Source organism: Pseudomonas glycinis (assembly GCF_054871425.1).
The window spans coordinates 16,440-39,249 of record NZ_JBTYHF010000010.1 but is presented as its reverse complement, the minus strand read 5'-3'; the positions used below and the strand labels follow the sequence as shown (position 1 = coordinate 39,249).

The window sequence follows — 22,810 nt, the reverse complement described above, 5'->3', positions numbered from 1 at the left end:
GCAGCCACCCGATTCCACTTGCAAGCCGAATTCAGGCAGGAAACCTCATGACCGACGCGTTCGAACTCCCCAGCACCCTGGTCCATGCCCTCAAGCGTCGCGCGGCCCTGACGCCGGACCGACTGGCCTTGCGTTTTCTCGCCGAAAACCCGGAACAGACCGTGGTGCTCAGCTATCGCGAACTGGATCAACGCGCGCGCACCATCGCCGCTGCGTTGCAGGCTCAGGCTGGATTCGGTGAGCGTGCGGTGCTGCTGTTTCCCAGTGGCGCGGATTACGTCGCGGCGTTTTTCGGCTGCCTGTATGCCGGTGTGATTGCGGTGCCGGCCTATCCGCCGGAATCCGCGCGTCGTCATCATCAGGAGCGATTGCTGTCGATCATCGTCGACGCCGAACCCACGCTATTGCTGACCAGCGCCGACCTGCGCGATGCCTTGCAACAAATCGACGGCGCGCCGCCGCTGTTGTGTGTCGACACCCTCGACAGCGCACTGGCCGAACAGTGGGTTGAACCGAGCCTGCCAGCCGAGCACATCGCCTTTCTGCAATACACTTCCGGCTCCACCGCGCTGCCCAAGGGCGTGCAGGTCAGCCATGGCAATCTGGTCGCCAACGAACTGCTGATCCGTCACGGTTTCGGCATCGACGTCAACCCGGACGACGTCATCGTCAGCTGGTTGCCGCTGTACCACGACATGGGGCTGATCGGCGGCCTGCTGCAACCGATTTTCAGCGGCGTGCCGTGCATTCTGATGTCGCCGGCCTACTTCCTCGGCCGGCCGTTGCGCTGGCTGGAAGCGATCGCCGAATACGGCGGCACCATCAGCGGCGGCCCGGATTTCGCCTACCGTTTGTGCAGTGAGCGGGTCAGCGAATCGGCCCTTGAGCGCCTCGATCTGAGCCGCTGGCGCGTGGCCTATTCCGGTTCCGAGCCGATCCGTCTCGATACCCTCGAGCGCTTCGCGGAAAAATTCGCTGCTTGCGGTTTCAGCGACAACAGTTTCATGGCCTCGTACGGTCTGGCCGAGGCGACCCTGTTTGTCGCTGGCACACCGCGCGGCACCGGCATCCCGGCGCTGCGCGTGGACGATCAGGCGCTGGCGCAAAACCGCGCCGAGCCGGGCGATGGCAGCGCGATCATGAGCTGCGGCATCAGCCAGCCTGAGCACGCGGTGCTGATCGTCGAACCGAATACCCTCGAAGAACTCGCCGACAACGCCGTCGGCGAAGTCTGGGCCGCCGGCCCGAGCATCGCCCACGGTTATTGGCGCAACCCCGAAGCCAGCGCCAAGACTTTTGTCCAGCACGCCGGCCGCACCTGGTTGCGCACCGGCGACCTGGGTTTTATCCGTGCGGGCGAGTTGTTCGTCACCGGGCGCCTGAAAGACATGCTCATCGTCCGCGGACACAACCTCTATCCGCAGGACATCGAGCAGACCGTCGAGCGCGAAGTCGAAGTGGTGCGCAAGGGCCGCGTGGCGGCGTTCGCGGTCACTCACGACGGCGAAGAGGGCATCGGCATCGCTGCGGAAATCAGCCGCAGCGTGCAGAAAATCCTTGCGCCAGATGCGCTGATCAAAGCCATTCGCCAAGCCGTGGCCGAGGCGTATCAGGAGGCGCCAAGCGTGGTGGTGCTGCTCAATCCGGGCGCGTTGCCGAAAACCTCCAGCGGCAAACTGCAGCGCTCGGCGTGCCGCAATCGTCTGGCTGATGGCAGCCTCGACAGTTACGCGCTGTTCCCTTCGATCACAGCCGCAACGGAAAACGCGACCAGCAGCACTTCGGACCTTGAAGCGTTGATCGGGCAAATCTGGGCCGAGCAACTCAACGTCAAGCAGGTCAGTGGCGACGACCATTTCTTTCTGCTCGGCGGCAACTCGATCGCTGCCACGCAAGTAGTGGCGCGGGTTCGCGAAGCACTCGGTGTCGAGCTGAGCCTGCGCCTGCTGTTCGAAGCGCCAACCCTCTCCGCTTCCGCCGCCGCTGTGGCGCAGCTAAAACAGGACGGCGGCAGCGCTCAAGGTCCGATCAGCACCTTGTCGCGCAGTGAGCCGATGCCGCAGTCGCTGGCACAAAACCGTCTGTGGATCACCTGGCAACTCGATCCACAGAGCAGCGCCTACAACATTCCCGGCGGCCTGCGCTTGCGTGGCGAGCTGGACGAAGACGCCGTGCGCAGCAGCTTCCAGCAACTGATCGAACGCCACGAATCCTTGCGCACACGTTTCTTCGAACGCGACGGCGTGGCATTGCAGCAAGTGCTCGCCGCTGCAGAACTCAATCTGCAACTGATCGACATCAGCGACCTGCCAATTCCCGAGCGCGAAGCCCGCGCCGAGCAGATTCGCGAAGACGAGGCGCGCACTCGGTTCGATCTGGAAAAAGGCCCGTTGCTGGCGGTGACACTGGTGCGTCTCGATGACGAAGAACATCAACTGCTGGTGACCCTGCATCACATCATCGCTGACGGCTGGTCGCTGAATATCCTGCTCGACGAATTCTCGCGTCTCTACGCGGCGGCAACCCAAGGGACGCCGGCGACACTGGCAGCGATGCCCACGCAATACGCCGATTACGGCAACTGGCAGCGGCAATGGCTGGCGCAAGGCGAGGGCGAGCGGCAACTGGCGTACTGGAAAGCGCAGTTGGGCGAAGAACATCCGCCACTGGAACTGGCCACCGATCACCCGCGCTCGGCCAGACACAACCACAGCGCCGCGCGCCACAGCGTGCGCTTGAGTACCGAACTCAGCGAGGCGATCCGCCAGACTGCGCAGGCCCACCAGGCCACGCCGTTCATGCTTCTGCTCGCTGCGTTGCAAAGTTTGCTGCACCGCTACAGTGGTCAGCGCGACATTCGCATCGGCGTGCCCAACGCCAACCGTCCGCGCCTGGAAACCCAAAGCCTGATCGGCTTCTTCATCAATACCCAGGTGTTGCGTGCGCAAATCGATTCGCGCCTGACATTTGCCGAGCTGCTGAACCAGACCCGCCAGGCCGCACTCGGCGCCCAGGCCAATCAGGATCTGCCCTTCGAACAACTGCTCGAAGCGTTCCCGCAGGCCCGCGAACAGGGACTGTTCCAGGTCATGTTCAACCATCAGCAGCGCGACCTCAGTGCGCTCAAGCGCCTGCCGGGTCTGCTCGCCGAAGAACTGCCGTGGCACAGCCGCGAAGCCAAGTTCGATCTGCAATTGCACAGCGAAGAGGATCGCAACGGTCGCCTGAGCTTGTCCTTCGACTACGCCAGCGAACTGTTCGATGCCACGACCATCGAGCGTCTGGCCGAGCATTTCCATAATCTGCTCAGCGAGGTCTGCGAACAGCCACAGCAGGCCATCGGCGATCTGCGCTTGCTGACCGCCAGCGAGCAGAATCAACAGAAGGACTGGAGCGTCGCTCCGTGCACCTCGGCGCAACACTGGCTGCCGGAACTGCTCGAGCAACAATCGCGCAACACCCCGCAACGCACCGCGCTGGTGTGGGACGGCGGTAGTCTGGATTTTGCCGAGCTGCACACGCAAGCCAACCGGCTCGCCCATTACCTGCGCGACAAAGGCGTTGGCCCGGACGTGTGCGTGGCCATCGCCGCCGAGCGTTCGCCGCAACTGCTGATCGGTCTGCTGGCGATCATCAAGGCCGGCGGCGCCTATGTGCCGCTTGATCCGGATTATCCGGCCGAACGCCTCGCGTACATGCTCCGCGACAGCGGCGTCGAACTGCTCCTGACCCAGACGCAATTGCTCGAGCGTTTGCCGGCCAGCGATGGCGTCAGCGTGATCGCCATGGATGCGCTGCACTTGGATAAATGGCCGAGCCAGGCACCGGGCCTGCGACTGCACGGCGACAACCTCGCCTACGTGATTTACACCTCGGGTTCCACCGGGCAACCGAAAGGCGTCGGCAACACCCACGCCGCGCTGGCCGAGCGCCTGCAATGGATGCAGGACGCTTATCGTCTCGACGAAACCGACGTGCTGATGCAAAAAGCGCCGATCAGTTTCGACGTCTCGGTGTGGGAATGCTTCTGGCCGCTGATCAGCGGCGCGCGTCTGCTGCTTGCCGCCCCCGGCGAGCACCGCGACCCGCATCGCATCGCGCAACTGGTCCAGCAATACGGCGTGACCACGCTGCACTTCGTCCCACCGCTGCTGGCGCTGTTCATCGACGAGCCGCTGAGTGCCGAGTGCACCAGCCTGCGCCGGGTGTTTTCCGGCGGTGAAGCCTTGCCCGCCGAGTTGCGCAACCGTGTGCTGACGCAACTGCCGGCGGTGCAATTGCACAACCGTTATGGCCCGACTGAAACCGCGATCAATGTCACCCATTGGCACTGCACAACTGCCGATGGTGAGCGCTCGCCGATTGGCCGGCCGCTGGGCAATGTGGTCTGCCGCATTCTCGATGCCGATCTCAATCCAGTACCGGCGGGTGTGGCGGGCGAGCTGTGCATCAGCGGTATTGGTCTGGCTCGCGGTTACCTGGGTCGTCCGACGTTGACCGCCGAGCGTTTTGTCGTCGATCCACTGGGCGAGCAGGGTGCCCGCTTGTACCGCACCGGCGACCGTGCGCGCTGGTCCTCGGATGGCGTTATCGAATACCTCGGCCGTCTCGATCAGCAGGTCAAACTGCGTGGCTTTCGCGTCGAACCGGAAGAAATCCAGGCGCGACTGCTGGCGCAAAATGGCGTCGCCCAAGCCTTGGTTCTGGTGCGGGAAACCGCTGCCGGTGCGCAACTGATCGGCTACTTCACGGCGAGCGATGCGCAGGAAAATGCCGACGAACAAATCGCTCGACTGAGGAACGCTTTGGCCGCTGAGCTGCCGGAATACATGGTCCCGGCGCAACTTTTGCGCCTTGACGCGATGCCGCTGAGTCCCAGCGGCAAACTCGACCGCCGCGCCTTGCCCGAGCCGCAATGGCAGGTGCGTGAACATATCGAGCCGGTCAGCGAACTGGAGCAACAAATCGCCGCGATCTGGCGCGAAGTGCTGGGTCTGAAGCAGGTTGGCCTGCGTGATGATTTCTTCGCCCTCGGCGGTCACTCGCTGCTGGCCACGCAAATCATTTCGCGCACACGTCAGGCCTGTGACGTCGAACTGCCGCTGCGCACCTTGTTCGAGCACAGCGAACTGGGCGATTACGCCGAACAGATTCGCCTGATCCAGGTCAGCGGCCACACCAATCAACAGTTGCCGATTGCAAAAATCGACCGCAGCCAGGCGGTGCCGCTGTCCTATTCGCAGCAGCGCATGTGGTTCCTCTGGCAGATGGAACCGGACAGCCCGGCGTACAACGTCGGCGGCATGGCGCGCTTGCGCGGCGTGCTGCATGTCGAGCATTTCGAGGCGGCGTTGCAGGCGCTGATCCTGCGCCACGAAACCCTGCGCACCACATTCCCAAGTATCGATGGCGTCGCCCGCCAACAGGTGCATGCCGAGACCGGCGTGCGCATGGGCTGGAAGGATTTCTCCAGCCTGCCGGCAGAAGTCCGGGAGCTACAAGTCCAGCAACTGGCCGATGCAGAAGCGCACCAGCCGTTCAATCTGGAAACCGGACCGTTGCTGCGTGCCTGTCTGGTCAAGACCGCCGAGCACGAGCATTACTTCGTCCTGACCCTGCACCACATCGTCACCGAAGGCTGGGCGATGGACATCTTTGCCCGTGAACTCAGTGCGCTGTATGAAGCGTTCGTCGATGAGCGCGAATCACCGCTCGCGCCGCTGCCGGTGCAATACCTCGACTACAGCGTCTGGCAGCGTCAGTGGCTGGAGTCCGGCGAGCGCCAGCGCCAGCTCGATTATTGGACCGCGCAGCTCGGTCGCGAACATCCGCTACTGGAACTGCCCGGCGACCGTCCGCGTCCACCGGTGCAGAGCCATCAGGGCGAGCTGTTCCGTTTCGATCTGAGTGACGATCTCGCTGCGCGGGTGCGGGCGTTCAATGCGCAAAACGGCCTGACCCTGTTCATGACCATGACCGCAGCGCTCGCCACGCTGCTCTACCGCTACAGCGGCCAGACCGACCTGCGCATCGGTGCGCCGGTGGCCAACCGCATCCGCCCGGAAAGCGAAGGGCTGATCGGTGCGTTTCTCAACACCCAGGTGCTGCGTTGCCAGCTCGACGGGCAGATGTCGGTCGGCGAACTGTTCGAGCAGGTGCGCCACACCGTGATCGAAGGCCAGTCCCATCAGGATCTGCCGTTCGATCATCTGGTCGAAGCCTTGCAGCCGCCACGCAGCGCGGCTTACAACCCGCTGTTCCAGGTGATGTGCAACGTGCAGCGCTGGGAATTCCAGCAGAGCCGCACCCTCGCTGGTATGACCGTCGAGTACCTGGCCAACGATGCTCGGGCGACCAAGTTCGATCTCAATCTGGAAGTCACCGACCTCGACCATCGCCTCGGCTGCTGCCTGACTTACAGCACCGATCTGTTCGACGAGCCGACCATCGAACGCATGGCCAGGCATTGGCGCAACCTGCTTGAAGCGTTGATCGCTGATCCGCAGCAACGCCTCAGCGAACTGCCGTTGCTCGACAACACCGAGCAACAGCACCTGCTCGACAGCCTTGGCATCGATCCGGGCGAGCATCGTCTCGACCAGTGCATCCATCATCTGTTTGCCGAACAGGCACTGGCGCGCAAAGACGCGCCGGCGCTGACCTTCGCCGGGCAGACCCTGAGCTACGCCGAACTCGATGCCCGGGCCAATCGTCTGGCCTGGGCGCTGCGTGAGCGTGGGGTCGGCCCGCAAGTGCGGGTGGGTCTGGCGCTGGAGCGTTCGCTGGAAATGGTCATCGGCCTGCTGGCGATTCTCAAGGCTGGCGGCGCCTATGTGCCGCTGGATCCGGAGTACCCGCTGGATCGTCTGCATTACATGATTGAAGACAGCCGCATCGGCCTGCTGCTCAGCGATCGGGCGATGTTTCAGGCCCTGGGTGACTTGCCGTCAGACGTGGCGCGCTGGTGCCTGGAAGATGACAGTCCGGGATTGGCCGACTACCCGGCCGGCGAGCTACCGTTTATCAGCCTGCCGCAACATCAGGCCTACCTGATTTACACCTCGGGCTCGACCGGCAAACCGAAAGGCGTGGTGGTCTCCCACGGTGAAATTGCCATGCACTGCCAGGCCGTGATCGAACGCTTCGGCATGCGCCCGGACGACTGTGAACTGCATTTCTATTCGATCAACTTCGACGCTGCCACCGAACGTCTACTGGTGCCGCTGCTCAGCGGTGCGCAGGTGGTGTTGCGGGCGCAGGGCCAGTGGGACGCGGAAGAAATCTGCGGCTTGATTCGCACGCATCGAATCAACGTCCTCGGTTTCACGCCGAGCTACGGCAGCCAGTTGGCGCAGTTCCTTGCCACGCAGAATGACGTCCTGCCGGTGCGCATGATCATCACCGGCGGTGAAGCGCTGACCGGCGAGCATCTGCAGCGCATCCGCGCGGCGTTCCAGCCAGCGCTGTTCTTCAACGCCTACGGCCCGACTGAAACCGTGGTCATGCCGCTGGCCAGTCTGGCGCCGCAGGTACTGGAAGAGGGCGCCGGCAGTGTGCCGATTGGTAGCGTGATCGGGTCGCGAGTCGCCTACATTCTCGATGCCGATCTGGCCTTGGTGCCGCAAGGCGCGACCGGTGAATTGTTTGTCGGCGGCGCCGGTCTGGCTCAGGCCTATCACGACCGCCCGGGCATCAGCGCCGAGCGTTTTGTCGCTGACCCGTTTACCGCTGATGGCGGGCGCATGTATCGCACCGGCGACCTGGTGCGCCAGCGTGCCGATGGTCTGGTCGAGTATCTGGGGCGGATCGACCATCAAGTGAAAATCCGCGGTTTCCGCATCGAACTGGGCGAAATCGAAACGCGCCTGCTCGATCATTCTTCGATCCGCGAAGCCGTGGTGCTGGCGCTGGATGCGCCGAGTGGCAAGCAGTTGGTGGGTTACCTCGTTACAGAGGTCGCCGGGCAAGGCGAAGCGCAACAGGCTGAACTGCGCGAAGCGCTCAAGTCGCACCTCAAGGCGCAACTGCCGGACTACATGGTGCCGACCCAGCTGATGCTGCTGGCAAGCATGCCGCTGACCGCCAACGGCAAACTCGACCGCCGCGCCTTGCCGGCGCCGGACACGGACCTCAATCGTCAGGTCTATGTCGCGCCGAGCAACGAGCTTGAGCAGACCCTGGCGCAGATCTGGTGCGATGTGCTCAACGTAAGGCAGGTCGGCCTCAACGACAACTTCTTCGAGCTCGGCGGCGACTCGATTCTGTCGATTCAAGTGGTCAGCCGCGCGCGTCAGCAGGGCATTCACTTCAGCCCGCGCGACCTGTTCCAGCACCAGACCGTGCAGACGCTCGCCGCCGTTGCCAGTCGCACCCAGCAAGTGACGGCCGAGCAAGGTCTGGTGGACGGCGAATCGCGCCTGACGCCGATTCAGCACTGGTTCTTCGATACGGACATTCCCCAGCGTCAGCACTGGAATCAGGCGCTGTTGCTGGAACCGACTGTGCGGCTCGAGCCGCAACGATTGCTGCAAGCTTTGCTGGCAGTGATCGAGCAGCACGATGCGCTGCGTCTGCGTTTCACTGAAACCGATGATGCATGGCAAGCGACGCATCAAGCGCTGACGAATGAGGATGTGCTCAGGCAAGTCAGCGTCGATTCGCTGGATCGGTGCGAATCTCTGTTCGCCGACGCGCAACGCAGCCTGAATCTGCAAAACGGCCCGTTACTGCGCGCAGTGCTGGTCGATGTTGCGGATGTTCAGCAACGCCTGTTCATCGCCATCCACCACTTGGTCGTCGACGGCGTTTCCTGGCGCGTGTTGCTGGATGATCTGCAAACCGCCTATCGCCAACTCGACGCTGCGCAGCCGCTGAAACTGCCGGCGAAAACCAGCGCCTTCAAGGACTGGGCCGCGCGTTTGCAGGCCTACGCCGGCAGCGAATCCCTGCGTGAAGAACTCGGTTGGTGGCAAGCGCAACTGGCCGGGCCGAGCGCCGATTTGCCTTGCGAAAACCCGCAGGGCGGCAGGCAGAATCGCCATGCGCAAACCGTCAGCGTACGCCTCGATGCCGAGCGCACCCGGCAGTTGCTGCAACAGGCACCGAGCGCTTATCGCACTCAGGTCAACGACCTGCTGCTGACCGCGCTGGCCCGTGTGCTGTGCCGCTGGAGCGGCCAGCCCTCGGCACTGATTCAACTGGAAGGCCACGGTCGCGAAACCCTGTTCGACGAGATTGATCTGACCCGCACCGTCGGTTGGTTCACCAGCGCTTATCCGCTGCGCCTGACCCCGCACAATATCGAAGAGGCCGCCGGGCAGGGCGCTTCGATCAAGGCGATCAAAGAACAATTGCGCGCCGTGCCGCACAAAGGTCTCGGTTATGGCGTGTTGCGTTATCTGGCCGATGACGGCTGCCGCCAGAACATGGCCGCGCTGCCGCAGGCGCAGGTCACCTTCAACTACCTCGGCCAGTTCGACCAGAGCTTCGGCAGCGATGCGCTGTTCCGTCCTCTCGATGAGCCAATCGGTGCAGCCCACGATCCGCAGGCGCCGTTGCCCAACGAGCTGAGTGTCGACAGTCAGGTTTACGGCGGTGAACTGCTGCTGCGCTGGACTTTCAGTGCCGAGCGTTACGAGGCGCAAACCATTAACGATCTGGCCGCCGCCTACCTCGGTGAGTTGCAAAGCCTGATCGCCCATTGTCTGCAAGACGAAGCCGGCGGCCTGACGCCATCGGACTTCCCGCTGGCGAAACTGACTCAGGCGCAACTCGATGCGCTGCCGGTGCCGGCCGCGCACATCGAAGATGTCTACCCGCTGACGCCAATGCAGGAAGGCATGTTGCTGCACACCTTGCTCGAGCCGGGCACCGGTCTGTACTACATGCAGGATCGATATCGCATCAACAGCGAGCTCGACCCCGAGCGTTTCGCCCAGGCGTGGCAAGCGGTGGTCGCTCGTCATGAAGCATTGCGCGCTTCGTTCTGCTGGAACGTTGGCGAAGACATGCTGCAAGTGATTCACACGCCGGGGCGCACGCCGATCGAGTATCTGGACTGGAGCGCCGTCGCCGAAACCGAGCAGGAACCACAGCTGCAAGCGCTGCTGAAAAGCGAACGCGAAGCCGGGTTCGATCTGCTCAATCAGGCGCCGTTTCACCTGCGCCTGATCAAGGTCGGCGCGGCGCGTTATTGGTTCATGATGAGCAACCACCACATCCTCATCGACGCCTGGTGCCGTTCGCTGCTGATGAACGACTTCTTCGAGATCTATACCGCCCTCGGTGAAGGTCGCGAAGCGCAGTTGAGCGTGCCGCCGCGTTATCGCGATTACATCGGTTGGCTGCAACGCCAGAACTTGGCCGAGGCGCGGCAGTGGTGGCGGCAGAATCTGCAAGGCTTCGAGCGCACCACGCCGATCCCGAGCGACCGGCCGTTCCTGCGCGAACACGCCGGTGAAAGCGGCGGCATGATCGTCGGCGACCGCTACACCCGCCTCAATGTCGAGGACGGCGCACGGCTGCGGGAACTGGCGCAGGCCCATCAACTGACCGTCAACACTTTCGCCCAGGCTGCGTGGGCTCTGGTTTTGCGGCGCCTGAGCGGCGATCGCGACGTGCTCTTCGGCGTGACTGTGGCCGGGCGGCCGGTGGAGATGCCGGAAATGCAACGCACCGTCGGCCTGTTCATCAACAGCATCGCCCTGCGGGTGAAGATGCCTGAGGACGATCAGCGCAGCAGCGTGCGTCAATGGCTCAGCGCGTTGCTCGACAGCAACATGCAACTGCGCGAGTACGAATACCTGCCGCTGGTGAATATCCAGGAGCAGAGCGAATTGCCCAAAGGCCAGCCGCTGTTCGACAGCCTGTTCGTGTTCGAAAACGCCCCGGTGGAAGTCTCGGTGCTTGATCGTGCACAGAGCCTGAATGCGACCTCGGATTCCGGCCGTACCCACACCAACTTCCCGCTGACGGCGGTGTGTTACCCGGGCGATGACCTTGGCTTGCACCTGTCCTATGACCAGCGTTACTTCGACGAGTCGACGGTCGAGCGCATGCTCAGTGAGTTCAAACGCCTGCTGTTGGCGCTGGTCGACGGCTTCCATGGCGACATGGCCGATTTGCCGCTGCTCGGCGACGAAGAACGCGACTTCCTGCTGCACGGTTGCAACCAGAGCGGCCACGACTACCCACTGGAGCAAAGCTACGTGGCGTTGTTCGAGGCGCAGGTCGCGGCGCATCCGCAGCGCGTTGCCGCCAGTTGCCTCGATCAGCAATTGAGCTATGCCGAACTGAATCACAACGCCAACCGTCTCGGCCATGCCCTGGTCGCTGCCGGTGTGCGCATGGATCAACCGGTGGCGCTGCTGGCCGAGCGTAATCTCGACCTGCTCGGCATGATCATCGGCAGCTTCAAGGCCGGTGCCGGTTACCTGCCGCTGGACCCGGGTCTGCCGAGCCAGCGCCTGAGCCGCATCATCGAGCTGAGCCGCACGCCGTTGCTGGTGTGCAGCGCAGCCTGCTTAGAGCAGGCGCAGACCTTGCTCGAAGAGTTTGGCTGTTCGAATCGCCCGCGCCTGCTGGTGTGGGAAGAGGTCCAGGCGTCGGCCGCAGCGACGCACAATCTCGGCATTCACAGCGGCCCGGACAATCTCGCCTATGTGATCTACACCTCGGGTTCGACCGGTCTGCCAAAAGGCGTGATGGTCGAGCAGCGCGGCATGCTCAACAACCAGTTGAGCAAACGCCCGTACCTCGACTTGAGCGAGGCCGATGTGATCGCGCAGACCGCCTCGCAAAGCTTCGATATTTCCGTCTGGCAGTTCCTTGCCGCGCCGTTGTTCGGCGCACGGGTCGACATCGTGCCGAATACGATTGCCCACGATCCGCAAGGTTTGCTGGGCCATGTGCAGGCGCAGGGCATCACCGTGCTGGAAAGTGTGCCGTCGCTGATTCAGGGCATGCTCGCCGCTGATCACATGAGCCTTGATGGTTTGCGCTGGATGTTGCCGACCGGTGAAGCGATGCCGCCGGAACTGGCCCATCAATGGCTGCTGCGTTACCCGGACGTTGGTCTGGTCAATGCTTACGGCCCGGCGGAATGCTCGGATGACGTGGCGTTCTTCCGCGTCGACATGGCGTCGACGCGCGGCAGCTATTTGCCGATCGGCACGCCGACCGACAATAACTTGTTGTATTTGCTCGATGGCGCGCTGGAACTGGTGCCTTTGGGCGCGGTGGGTGAGTTGTGTGTGGCTGGCACCGGCGTCGGTCGCGGTTATGTCAGCGATCCGTTGCGCACCGCGCCGGTGTTTGTGCCGAATCCGTTCGGCGCGCCGGGCGAACGCCTGTACCGCACCGGTGACCTGGCACGGCGCCGCACCGACGGCGTGCTGGAATACGTCGGCCGCGTCGATCATCAAGTGAAGATTCGCGGTTACCGCATCGAGCTCGGTGAAATCGAAGCGCGCCTGCATGAACAACCGGAAGTGCGCGACGCGGCGGTGGGTGTGCAGGAAGGCGTCAACGGCAAGCATCTGGTGGGCTACCTGGTCGCGGCCGATGCAGCGCTCAATCCGGGCGAACGCCTGGAGCGGATCAAGCAGCGCCTGCGCGCCGAACTGCCGGAATACATGGTGCCGCTGCACTGGCTGTGGCTGGAGCAAATGCCACTCAACGCTAACGGAAAACTCGACCGCAAAGCCTTGCCAACGCTGGAGATCGGTCAGTTGCAAAGCGCGGATTATCTGGCCCCGCGCAACGAGCTGGAGCAGACCCTGGCTGATATCTGGGCTGAAGTGCTGAAAGTGGAAAAGGTCGGCGTGCGCGATAACTTCTTCGAATTGGGCGGGCATTCGCTGCTGGCTACGCAAATTGCATCGCGGTTACAAAAAGCCCTGCAACGCAACGTGCCGCTGCGCGCGATGTTCGAATGCAGCACGGTGGAGGAACTGGCCGAATACATCGATGGGCTGGCGGCCAGCGACATTACGGAGGAGAAGGTTGATCGGTTGAATGATCTGATGGCGGAGCTGGAGGGGTTGTAGTTCTTCAGCGCTTGGGCCGGCCTCTTCGCTGGCAAGCCAGCTCCCACAGTTTTTGCGGTGAGCACAAATCTTGTGAACGACGTTGAACCTTGTGGGAGCTGGCTTGCCAGCGATGGCGTCGGTGAACTCAACACAAATCACCAGTACATGACTGTACATTTCCATCCTTGACGATCAACAGCCGGCAGCTCAGTCTGCCGGTTCTGTTTTTTGTCGCGGAGGTGGTCGATGCCCTTTTTCACGGTTGACGGACAAGCACTGCACTACATTGATCAAGGCACCGGCCCCGCCGTGTTGCTGGCCGGCAGTTACCTTTGGGACCAGGCGATGTGGGCGCCGCAGATCGCCGCGCTGACCGCGCACTATCGCGTCATTGCCGTGGATCTGTGGGGGCATGGCGAGTCCGGCAAGTTACCCGAAGGCACCACTTCGCTGGACGACATCGCCCGACAGGCGCAGGCCTTGCTCGATCACCTGGACATCGACCGCGTGACTCTGGTCGGGCTGTCGGTCGGCGGCATGTGGGGCGTGCGTTTGGCACTGTCCGCACCGCAACGTCTCAACGGTCTGGTGCTGATGGACACCTACGTCGGCGTCGAGCCAGAACCGACCCGGCAGTATTACTTCTCGCTGTTCAAGCAGATCGAAGACACCGGTACCATCTCCGAACAACTGCTCGATATCGTCGTACCGATCTTCTTCCGCCCGGGCATCGACCCGCAGTCGGCGCTGTATCAGGACTTCCGCGCGAAATTGAAGAGCTATTCGCCCGAGCGTCTGCGCGACAGCATCGTCCCGATGGGACGCATCACGTTTGGCCGCGACGACCTGTTGCCACGCCTGGACGAGCTGGACCCGGAGACGACACTGGTGCTGTGCGGCGATCAGGACAAACCGCGACCACCCTCGGAAGCCCGGGAAATGGCTGAATTGATCGGTTGCCCGTGCGTGCTGGTACCGGAGGCGGGGCATATCTCCAATCTGGAGAATCCCGCGTTTGTCACTGAGGCACTACTGGCGTTTCTGGCCGAGCGCAACCGCTAGACCGAGTGAATTCCAATCGCGGGCAAGCCCGCTCCCACAGGGTTTCAGGTGTTCACATATTCCGTGTTCATCACAAGACTCTGTGTGAGCGGGCTTGCCCGCGATGAGGCCGGGTCAGGCGATAAAGGATCGGTTTTATTTCGCCCCGAGAATCTTCACCAGCTTGTCCGGCGAAGGCGCGCCTTGCTGTTGTTGCAGTTCGCCTTTGTCATCCATATAGAAAATCGCCGGGGTGGCCTGCAGTTCGAGGTCTTCCATCAACTGCATGTTGGCCGCGAGTCTGGTTTGCACGGCGACCGGAATGTCTTTCAACGCCTTGAGGGCGCTGCCCTTACCAGCGCTCTCATGATCTTCCAGGGCCTTGGCCGGGTCTTTCGCCGCCAGCAGCGCGGCTGATTTGCCCGGGCTGTCTTCGCGGATGATGCCGACCATGATGTGGCGCAACTGCACTTTGCCTGCCTTGACCCATGGCCGCGCCTGTTCCCAGAACATGTTGCAGTAGGGGCAATTCGGATCGCTGAACAGGTACACCGTGCGCGGTGCATCCTTGTTGCCGTCCTGAATCCAGTTGCTCGCCTCGAACTTGGCCCAGACCTCCTTGGACATCGGTGCGTAGACCAGTTTCTGCAAAGGCTCGCTGCTCAGGTCCTTGCCGTCGGCATCGTACAGACTACCCACCACGACGTGTTTGCCGTCCGGGGTCAGGTACAGCGCCATGCCGCGATTCTGGTATTGCGCGGCGTACCCGCGCAGGCCATCGGGGGCGTCGAACTGGCCGACGATTTTCGCGCCCTTGGCTTCGATCTTTTTGATTGCGGCGGGCAGTTCTTCAGCAGCCTGCACCGACGGCAAGTGCAGCAGGGCAGTGCCCAGGGTCAGCGTCAGCAGGTGGCGGAGGCGGGGCATGGCAGTTTCCTTGCAGAGTTGGCCGGGGCAACGGCCTGATTCGGGCTTGAAGGCGAAGTGTCGAAGGTTTCCAAGGCGCGGGCGAGGCTGGCGTTCGACAGTTCACCGAGGTGACTGGTCAGCAAGCGACCGTCCGGGCTATAGAACAGCGTAGTCGGTAACGCCATGGAACCCACGGCCTGACCGAGACGGCCGCCGCGGTCGAACAGCACGTTGTTCAGGCTCAGGCCCTGGGTTTCCAGGAACGTTGCCACGCTTTGCATGCTTTCGGCCTGATTGACGAACAAGAACGTCAGATCCGGGCGCTGCTGTTGGGCGTTTTCCAGCACCGGCATTTCTCGCCGGCACGGCGGGCACCAGGTCGCCCAGAGGTTGATCACCAGCGGCCCGCCCTGATAGTCACTGAGCTTGATGGTTTCGCCAGCGGCGTTGCGCAGGGATATATCCGGCAGGCGCGTACCCTGTTCGTAGATATTCAGCGACAGGGTGGCAAGCAGCCAGAACGCCACGCCACTGACCACGCCGAAACCCAACGGTCGACGCAAAGCGGGCCGGCGCCAGCCGCGATACAACGCCGCCAGCAGCAGCACGATCACTCCGGGCCAAGCGAGGAAACCGCCGTCGCGCAGATCGATGATCTGCCACGGGTCATTGCGATAGTGCGACCAGTACAGCGCGACAAACGCAACGCGCGCCGCGAGCATGCCCAGCAAAAACAGGCTGAACAGCGCTGACTCGGGGTTATCACCGCCGCGCTTGGCCACTCGCCAGCCGACAAATGTCGCCAACGCCAGAGCACTGATCAGCAGCAGGTGGTTGAGCGCGATGGCGAAGGTGCCGAGGGTGAACGTCAGCATCAGTTGGCATCTCGGGTGGCGGACCAGCGTTGCAGGAAGGTATCGGCATCGACCTCGCCGGTGATGCGCTGGCTGCGGCGTTCTTCGCCGTCAGCGCCGATCCAGATGAACGTCGGCGGCCCCGGCACTTTATAGCGACTGAGCAGCTCACGGCTCGCAGCGTTGTCGGCGGTCACATCCAGGCGCAGCAGGCGCACATCGCTCAGGGCCTGCATGACCTTGGCCTCACCGAACACCTTCTTCTCCATGACCTTGCACGACACACACCAGTCGGCGTAGTAATCGAGCAGCACCCACTGACCCTGGGCCTTGGCCGCGTCGAGTTCGCGTTGCAGGGCGGCCGGTTCCTTGATTGTGCTGAAGGCATCGTGGCCCGTCGGCGCCGCGCTGGCGACAGGGCCGGCGCTGTAGACCTGCAATGGCTGATACGGATCATCACTGCCGCCCGCTGCACCGATCACCAACAAGCTGCCCCACAAACCGAGCAACAAGGACAGGGCGCCAAACATCTGCGCGACGCGGCCAAACCCTGCGGATTGTTTCCAGGCGCTGTAAGCGGCGATCAACAACAGGGCGCCACACAGGCCCAGCCACAAAGACGGATCCAGTACCGGGCGCAGCATCAACAATGCAGTGGCAAGAAAGAGGAAGCCGAATATGCCCTTGAGCAGATTCATCCACGCCCCGGGTTTTGGCAGGAAGCGGTTGCCCACGGTGACCAGCAGCAACAGCGGCACACCAATGCCGATGCCCAGTGCAAACAGAATCAGACCGCCGTGCAACGCGTTACCGCTCTGCGCGATGTATAGCAGCGCGCCGGCCAGTGGCGCGGTCATGCACGGCCCGACCAACAGACCGGACAACGCGCCCAGCACACCGGCGCCGATCAGGCTGCCGCCGCTGCGGCTGCGCGACGCATGTTCAAGACGATCACGCAGGGCCACCGGCAGTTGCAGCTCGAAGAAGCCGAACATCGGCAATGCCAGCACCACGAAAATGGCGGCAAACGCACCGAGCAGCCAAGGATTTTGCAACCACGCCTGCAGGTTCGCACCGAGCAGCGCAGCAATCACGCCCATCGCCGCATACACCAGTGCCATGCAGATCACGTAGCTGCTGGCCAAGGCAAACCCGCGCCGTGGTGTGGCGCCACTGCCGACGATCATCCCGGCGAGAATCGGCAGCATCGGCAGCGAACACGGGGTAAACGCCAACAGCAGGCCAAGGCCGAAGAACACCAGCAGACTCCAGCCCAGCGCCCGTTGTTGCAGACTGCTGGCCAAAGCCTGATCCGGGGCTTCAGCGCCTGTTGTTGCTGCGGCTTTGCCACCCAGGTCAATCACCCGGGTTTGCGGTGGATAGCACAGACCGGCATCGGCGCAGCCCTGATAACTGACCTTGATCTGACCGCTGGCCGCTGCCGGGATTTTCACTTCCAGGCCTTGGCGATAGACCGGCTGCTCGCCGAAGAACTCATCGCTGTGGGATTCGCCTTCAGGCAACACCGGCTGCTGATCGGCGGCCAGTCCGTCGAATTTCAGGCGTTTCTGATACAGGTAGTAGCCGTCAGTGATCTGCCAGAACAGCTGGGTTTCGCCCGAGTCCAGAAGCTCGGAGGTGAGTACGAATGCCTTGTCGACGGGTAAAAAGTCCGGCTTGGACTCGAACGGATTGTTTCCGGCCTGAGCCAGACCGGAAACCAGTAGAGCAAACAGAAGAAAAAAATGACGCATGGAGGAGCCTTGTCCCTGTGCAAGTGGGGTGCAGGATGGGCGGCGGCGATTAACCGATAATTAACCCTATCCTACTAGGCTCGCCGGGATTGACCAATCAGCCACGCAGCAGGCCGGGCCAATTACCGTCATCAATGGTTCTGGGGCCGGCAACGAGTCGGTCGGACTGAATGTTGTAAGTGAGGTACTGATTGTTGGTCAGGAAGATATACCAGTAACTGTCTGCAAATGTCCGGTCATTCTGCGCTGCGGTGATTATCCGGTCCTTGTAAGGTTTCAGCGCGCCCAGCTGATATTCGCCGAAACGGTTGTACTTGACGGTCTTGGCCTTGTAGTCGAAAGACAAGTAGTGGCCGTCATCGAGGATGAATCGAAACAGAAAAGGGTGGCCGGTCAGTTGAAACCAGGTGCCGGCGATGATCTTGTCAAAATATGGAAGAATCGGCTTCCATACCGAGTCGGATACCTTGTAGAAGGCGGCAACTTTATCGCTGTCCTGATCGTATTTGCAGACCATCGGAGTTGTTCCGTCATAGAAGAAAAGCCAGGCAATATCCTCGTCACTTCCGGCGTTCCAGCCGAAGGAAGTGGTAGTCAAGCCAAAGCGCAGATCTTTGGTATACGGGGCGAAGTTGTCCCAGTTGCCTGCCGTGGCGGTTGGATAATTGGACGGGACACTATTGTCGCCAATATCAAAGCGCGAATAGGTATCGGTGTCCTTGAAGAAAAAATAAATTCGATCAGGGCCGGAGCGCCAGTCTATGGCAACAAAGTTATTCAAGTTGGTCATGTTTGAAAGTCCATTTAAGTGTGGGGTTGAAGTTGCCAGTTGAAACTAGATGAAGTTGCGTTGGCGATAAAGGCTGGAATTGTTTCCGGATGGGTAACGGGGTAATAAAGTTTGCTTGGCATGCTCGCGTCGGTTGCTGGGCTGCGACAACCTGACTGCATTCTCGTGCAGCTTTGCGAAGTCGACGTGTGCCGCCATAATTGCCACTTAATCCTTGCCTGCTTCACTCGCCTTTTTTATTTCCGGAGCCCCTATGCACGTACTGGTTTGCGAAGACGATGAGCTGATCGCCAGCGGCATCGTCGCCGGGCTCAAGGCACAGGGCCTGACCGTCGAGCACGTCAACACCGCGTCCAAGGCGCGGGCGATGCTCAAGGTCGCCGAATTCGACGTGATGGTTCTCGATCTCGGGTTGCCCGACGAAGATGGCCTCAAGTTGCTGCAACAGTTGCGGCAGAGCGGCCTGGAAATCCCGGTTCTCATCCTCACTGCCCGTGACTCGGTGACCGATCGTGTCGACGGTCTGCAGGCCGGCGCCGACGACTACCTGCTCAAGCCTTTCGACCTGCGCGAACTGTTCGCTCGCCTGCAAACCCTGTTGCGCCGAGTGGCCGGGCGCAGTGTCAATCTGATCGAGCATGGCGCGCTTACTTACGACCCGAGTAGCCGCGAAACCCGACTCGCCGGGCAACCGGTGGACCTGTCGCGGCGCGAGCAGTCGCTGTTGCAGGCATTGCTGCACAATCGCGGCCGGGTGCTGTCCACCGAGCAACTGAAGGACAGCGTCTACGGCTTCAACGACGAACTGGAAAGCAACGCACTGAACGTGCATATCCATCATCTGCGCAGCAAGCTTGGCAAAGGCATCGTCGAAACCGTGCGTGGTCTGGGCTATCGCCTCGGGCCTGCCGATGGCGGAGAGCAAGGCAAGTGATGAGTCTGCGCCTGCGCCTGAGTCTGACGCTCGGGGCCGCCTTCGCGCTGATCTGGGCGCTGGCGGCGGCGTGGATGCTCAGCGATCTGCGCAATCAGATGATGTTCTCCCTCGACCAGCGCCTGGTCGCTTCGGCGCGCATGGTCGCCGGTTTGCTTGAGCAATTGCCGACGCTGCCGAGCAAGGGCGAGGGCACCCACTTCAGTGCTGAACAGCTGAACATTCCCGGCGGCATGGCCTGTCAGGTCAGCTCATTGCGCGGCGAGATTCTCGCGCGAAGCCACAACAACCCCGAGCAAGCGCTGGAAGCCGAGAAAATGGGCTTCCACGATCAAATGATCGACGGCGCACCGTGGCGCAGTTTCACCCTGGCCCGGGGCGATGTGCGCATCACTACGGCGGATCGGCAGATCGAGCGCGAAGCCTTGAACATGTCGATTCTGCTCGCCGCTTCGGTGCCGGTCGGTGTGGCCTTGCTGGGCTGCCTGTGCCTGCTGTGGCTGGGCATCGGTCAGGGTCTTGCACCACTCAATCGTCTGCGCGAGGCGCTGATGCGGCGCAATGCCGACTCCCTTGAGCCCTTGCAGTTGCAGGCGTTTCCCAGCGAATTGAAGCCGTTGCTGGAAACCCAGAATCAATTGTTCCAGCGCATCGGCAAGACCATCGAGCGTGAACGTCGCTTGACCGGTGACGCGGCGCATGAACTGCGCAGTCCGCTGACGGCGATCAAGACCCACCTGCAAGTCGCGCGCATGACCGACGGCAGTGCACGCGATCAATCGCTGGCCCGCGCCGAGGAGGGCGCCGATCGCCTGCACCGCACCCTTGAACAGTTGCTGCTGCTGGCGCGGGTCGAAGGCAGCCTGTCGTTCGATGACGGCTCGCAATGCAGCGCCGAGCAAGTGGCCCGACTGGCGATCCAGGACGCCACCGGCGGTGAACGGCTGCGGATCCAACTGCACGTGCCGGACGACTTGTCCGCCGCGCCGCTGCAAATGCCCGCCGTGCTGGCGATTGCTGCACTGCGTAACCTGCTCGACAACGCCCTGCGCCATACGCCTGAAGATTGCGCGGTCGAGGTCCATCTGGAAAACATCGGCAATCGCGTGCGTTTTGTCGTGCGTGACCATGGTCCTGGCATTGCGCCAGATGATTTGCAGCATCTGACCCAACGGTTCTGGCGCAACGGGCAGAGCACCGGCTGCGGGCTGGGTCTGGCGATTGTCCAGGCGATTGTTCAGCGCTGTGATTGTGCCCTGCATTTCGACAGCCGCCCGGATGGCTTGCGGGTGGAACTGACCATGCCGTTGCAAACCCTCTGATCTCACCTCAGATCCCAAAAAAAAACATGTTCTGGCACATCAAATGTAACTTCTCGGCGTTCGCTATCCGCCAGGGTTGGGGCTAAGGTCAACCCAGCTTTGACTCAATGGATTGAGGGAACTGCGCCATGGAAGCACCCGTCTGCGTACGTTCGGCCACCCTGGCCGACACCGGCATCATCAACCGTATTGTCGAGCGCTCGATCCGCATCGGATGTGCACTCGATCACCGCAACCATCCACTTCTCGTCAGCGACTGGCTCAACCGTTCTCACGCCGATTTCATCAGTAGCCGGCTCGCCGACCCACATTTCTATCTCTGCGTCGCTTTGCTTGATGACAAACCGGTCGGTGTCGGCATGGCCCGGGTCAGTGGCGAAATCCTGCTGTGTTACGTCCAGCCGGAATCCTTCCGCCGAGGCGTCGGCCGGGCGCTGATGCAGAATGTCGAAGGCTGGTTGCGGGTTCGCGGTGTGCGCAATGCTCACCTCAACAGCACCCGCACCGCCGAGGGGTTCTATCGGCACCTGGGTTACCAACAGGCAGCGCCACCCGGTCTTTCCAACGGCTTGCAAACCGTGCCGCTGCGCAAACCTTTGTCCTCACTGCCGTGACAACTCGATCAAGGGTGTAAATCCGCACCGCGCTGAAGCGTTTCCAGAACAGGAAAACCTGCAAGTGCGCCCCGCGACCGGAACGCGCACCTGTCGGTGTGCTGTTCTGGTCACTATCCATAGCGAATTGAGGGGTCGAGAGATGTCAGTCGCCACCAGTCTTATCGAAGCGTCGTCGGCCCGGGTCGCCTCGGCGCCGGCGGAAACGTTGTTCGAATTCAACGAATCACCGTTGTTGGCGCGGCAGAGCCGGCAGGAGTCCAACGCGCGCAGTTATCCTCGGCGTATTCCCTTGGCGCTCAAGCGTGCCAAGGGCTTGTATGTCGAGGATGTTGAAGGACGTACATTCATCGACTGCCTGGCTGGAGCCGGCACGCTGGCGCTGGGGCATAACCACCCGGTAGTGATCGAGGCGATCCAGCAAGTGCTGGCCGATGAGTTGCCGCTGCACACCCTCGACCTGACTACGCCGGTCAAGGATCAATTCGTCCAGGACCTGTTCGGGCTGCTGCCGACGGAGTTGGCGGCGCAAGCGAAAATCCAGTTTTGTGGCCCGACCGGCACCGACGCCGTGGAAGCAGCGCTGAAACTGGTGCGCACCGCAACCGGGCGCAGCACCGTGCTGTCATTTTCCGGCGGTTATCACGGCATGAGTCAGGGGGCGTTGAGCCTGATGGGCAGCCTGGGACCGAAAAAACCACTGGGTGCCTTGCTCAGCAACGGCGTGCAGTTCATGCCTTTTCCCTACGACTACCGCTGCCCGTTTGGCCTCGGTGGCGCGGCGGGCGTCAACGCCAATCTGAGTTATCTGGAAAACCTGCTCAACGATCCCGAGGCCGGCGTGCAATTGCCGGCGGCGGTCATTGTCGAGGCGGTGCAGGGCGAGGGCGGCGTGATACCGGCGGACATCGAGTGGTTGCGCGGCTTGCGCCGGATCACCGAGAAGGGCGGTGTGGCGTTGATCGTTGATGAGATCCAGAGCGGTTTCGCCCGTACCGGCAAGATGTTTGCCTTTGAACACGCGGGCATCGTTCCGGATGTGGTTGTACTGTCCAAAGCCATCGGCGGCAGCCTGCCGTTGGCGGTGGTGGTTTACCGTGACTGGCTCGACACCTGGCAACCGGGCGCCCATGCCGGCACGTTCCGTGGCAATCAGATGGCCATGGCCGCCGGTTCAGCGGTGATGCGCTATCTGGTGGAGCACAAGGTTTGCGAGCACGCCGCCGCCATGGGTGATCGACTCAGCGAGCATCTGCACATCCTGCAACGCGACTTCCCGCAGATGGGCGATATTCGTGGGCGTGGCCTGATGCTCGGCGTTGAACTGGTCGACCCGAACGGCGCGCCCGACGCGCTCGGTCATCCGCCAGCGTTTGCGCGTCTGGCGCCGCTGGTCCAGCGTGAATGCCTCAAGCGTGGCCTGATTCTGGAGCTGGGCGGTCGCCATGGCGCGGTGGTGCGCTTTCTGCCGCCGCTGGTGATCACTGCTGCGGAAGTCGACCGGGTGGCCGAGATCTTCGGTCGCGCATTGGCCGCTGCCACCACCGCGCTGTAAATTTTTCCG

The 22,810-nt window shown here is 62.2% G+C and carries 10 protein-coding genes; 6 read left to right on the top strand and 4 right to left on the bottom strand.

Annotated features, from left to right (window positions below; translation table 11 throughout):
- The first annotated feature begins 47 nt into the window (after positions 1-47).
- Positions 48-13,046 (top strand): non-ribosomal peptide synthetase, encoded by a 12,999-nt coding sequence (locus ACYSTU_RS22420; RefSeq protein WP_499001670.1) that lies wholly within the window; start codon positions 48-50, stop codon positions 13,044-13,046.
- Between the two features lie 228 nt (positions 13,047-13,274).
- Entirely contained in the window at positions 13,275-14,090 is an 816-nt protein-coding gene (locus tag ACYSTU_RS22415) for an alpha/beta fold hydrolase (RefSeq protein WP_499001667.1), read from the top strand.
- 135 nt (positions 14,091-14,225) lie between these two features.
- Here ACYSTU_RS22415 and dsbG read toward each other — a convergent pair whose 3' ends face one another.
- From dsbG to ACYSTU_RS22395, 4 genes are all read right to left on the bottom strand, one after another.
- On the bottom strand, positions 14,226-14,996 hold the full coding sequence (gene dsbG, locus ACYSTU_RS22410) for a thiol:disulfide interchange protein DsbG (RefSeq protein ID WP_217878597.1): 771 nt from the start codon (positions 14,994-14,996) through the stop codon (positions 14,226-14,228).
- Complete coding sequence (locus ACYSTU_RS22405; RefSeq protein WP_122700107.1) at positions 14,972-15,853, bottom strand: TlpA disulfide reductase family protein; 882 nt, start codon at positions 15,851-15,853, stop codon at positions 14,972-14,974. Before ACYSTU_RS22405 ends, dsbG begins: the two co-directional genes overlap by 25 nt.
- Positions 15,853-17,586, bottom strand: a complete 1,734-nt coding sequence (gene dsbD / locus ACYSTU_RS22400) for a protein-disulfide reductase DsbD (protein ID WP_499001663.1) — start codon at positions 17,584-17,586, stop codon at positions 15,853-15,855. The genes ACYSTU_RS22405 and dsbD overlap by 1 nt, the downstream gene beginning before the upstream one ends.
- Before the next feature lie 97 nt (positions 17,587-17,683).
- Positions 17,684-18,376 carry a hypothetical protein gene (locus ACYSTU_RS22395; protein ID WP_281881417.1) on the bottom strand — a complete coding sequence of 231 codons (693 nt, stop codon included), beginning with the start codon at positions 18,374-18,376 and terminating at the stop codon, positions 17,684-17,686.
- A gap of 253 nt (positions 18,377-18,629) precedes the next feature.
- Here ACYSTU_RS22395 and ACYSTU_RS22390 point away from each other — a divergent pair, with 253 nt between their 5' ends.
- The 4 genes from ACYSTU_RS22390 to ACYSTU_RS22375 all read left to right on the top strand — a co-directional run bounded on the left by ACYSTU_RS22390 (position 18,630) and on the right by ACYSTU_RS22375 (position 22,801).
- Positions 18,630-19,310, top strand: a complete 681-nt coding sequence (locus ACYSTU_RS22390; RefSeq protein WP_016770812.1) for a response regulator — start codon at positions 18,630-18,632, stop codon at positions 19,308-19,310.
- The gene (locus tag ACYSTU_RS22385; protein WP_024013671.1) at positions 19,310-20,632 is read left to right on the top strand and encodes an ATP-binding protein; all 1,323 of its coding nucleotides are present in this window, start codon (positions 19,310-19,312) and stop codon (positions 20,630-20,632) included. Before ACYSTU_RS22390 ends, ACYSTU_RS22385 begins: the two co-directional genes overlap by 1 nt.
- A gap of 128 nt (positions 20,633-20,760) precedes the next feature.
- Positions 20,761-21,246 carry a GNAT family N-acetyltransferase gene (locus ACYSTU_RS22380; protein WP_122700103.1) on the top strand — a complete coding sequence of 162 codons (486 nt, stop codon included), beginning with the start codon at positions 20,761-20,763 and terminating at the stop codon, positions 21,244-21,246.
- 142 nt (positions 21,247-21,388) lie between these two features.
- The gene (locus ACYSTU_RS22375; protein WP_499001659.1) at positions 21,389-22,801 is read left to right on the top strand and encodes an aspartate aminotransferase family protein; all 1,413 of its coding nucleotides are present in this window, start codon (positions 21,389-21,391) and stop codon (positions 22,799-22,801) included.
- Positions 22,802-22,810 lie beyond the last annotated feature (9 nt).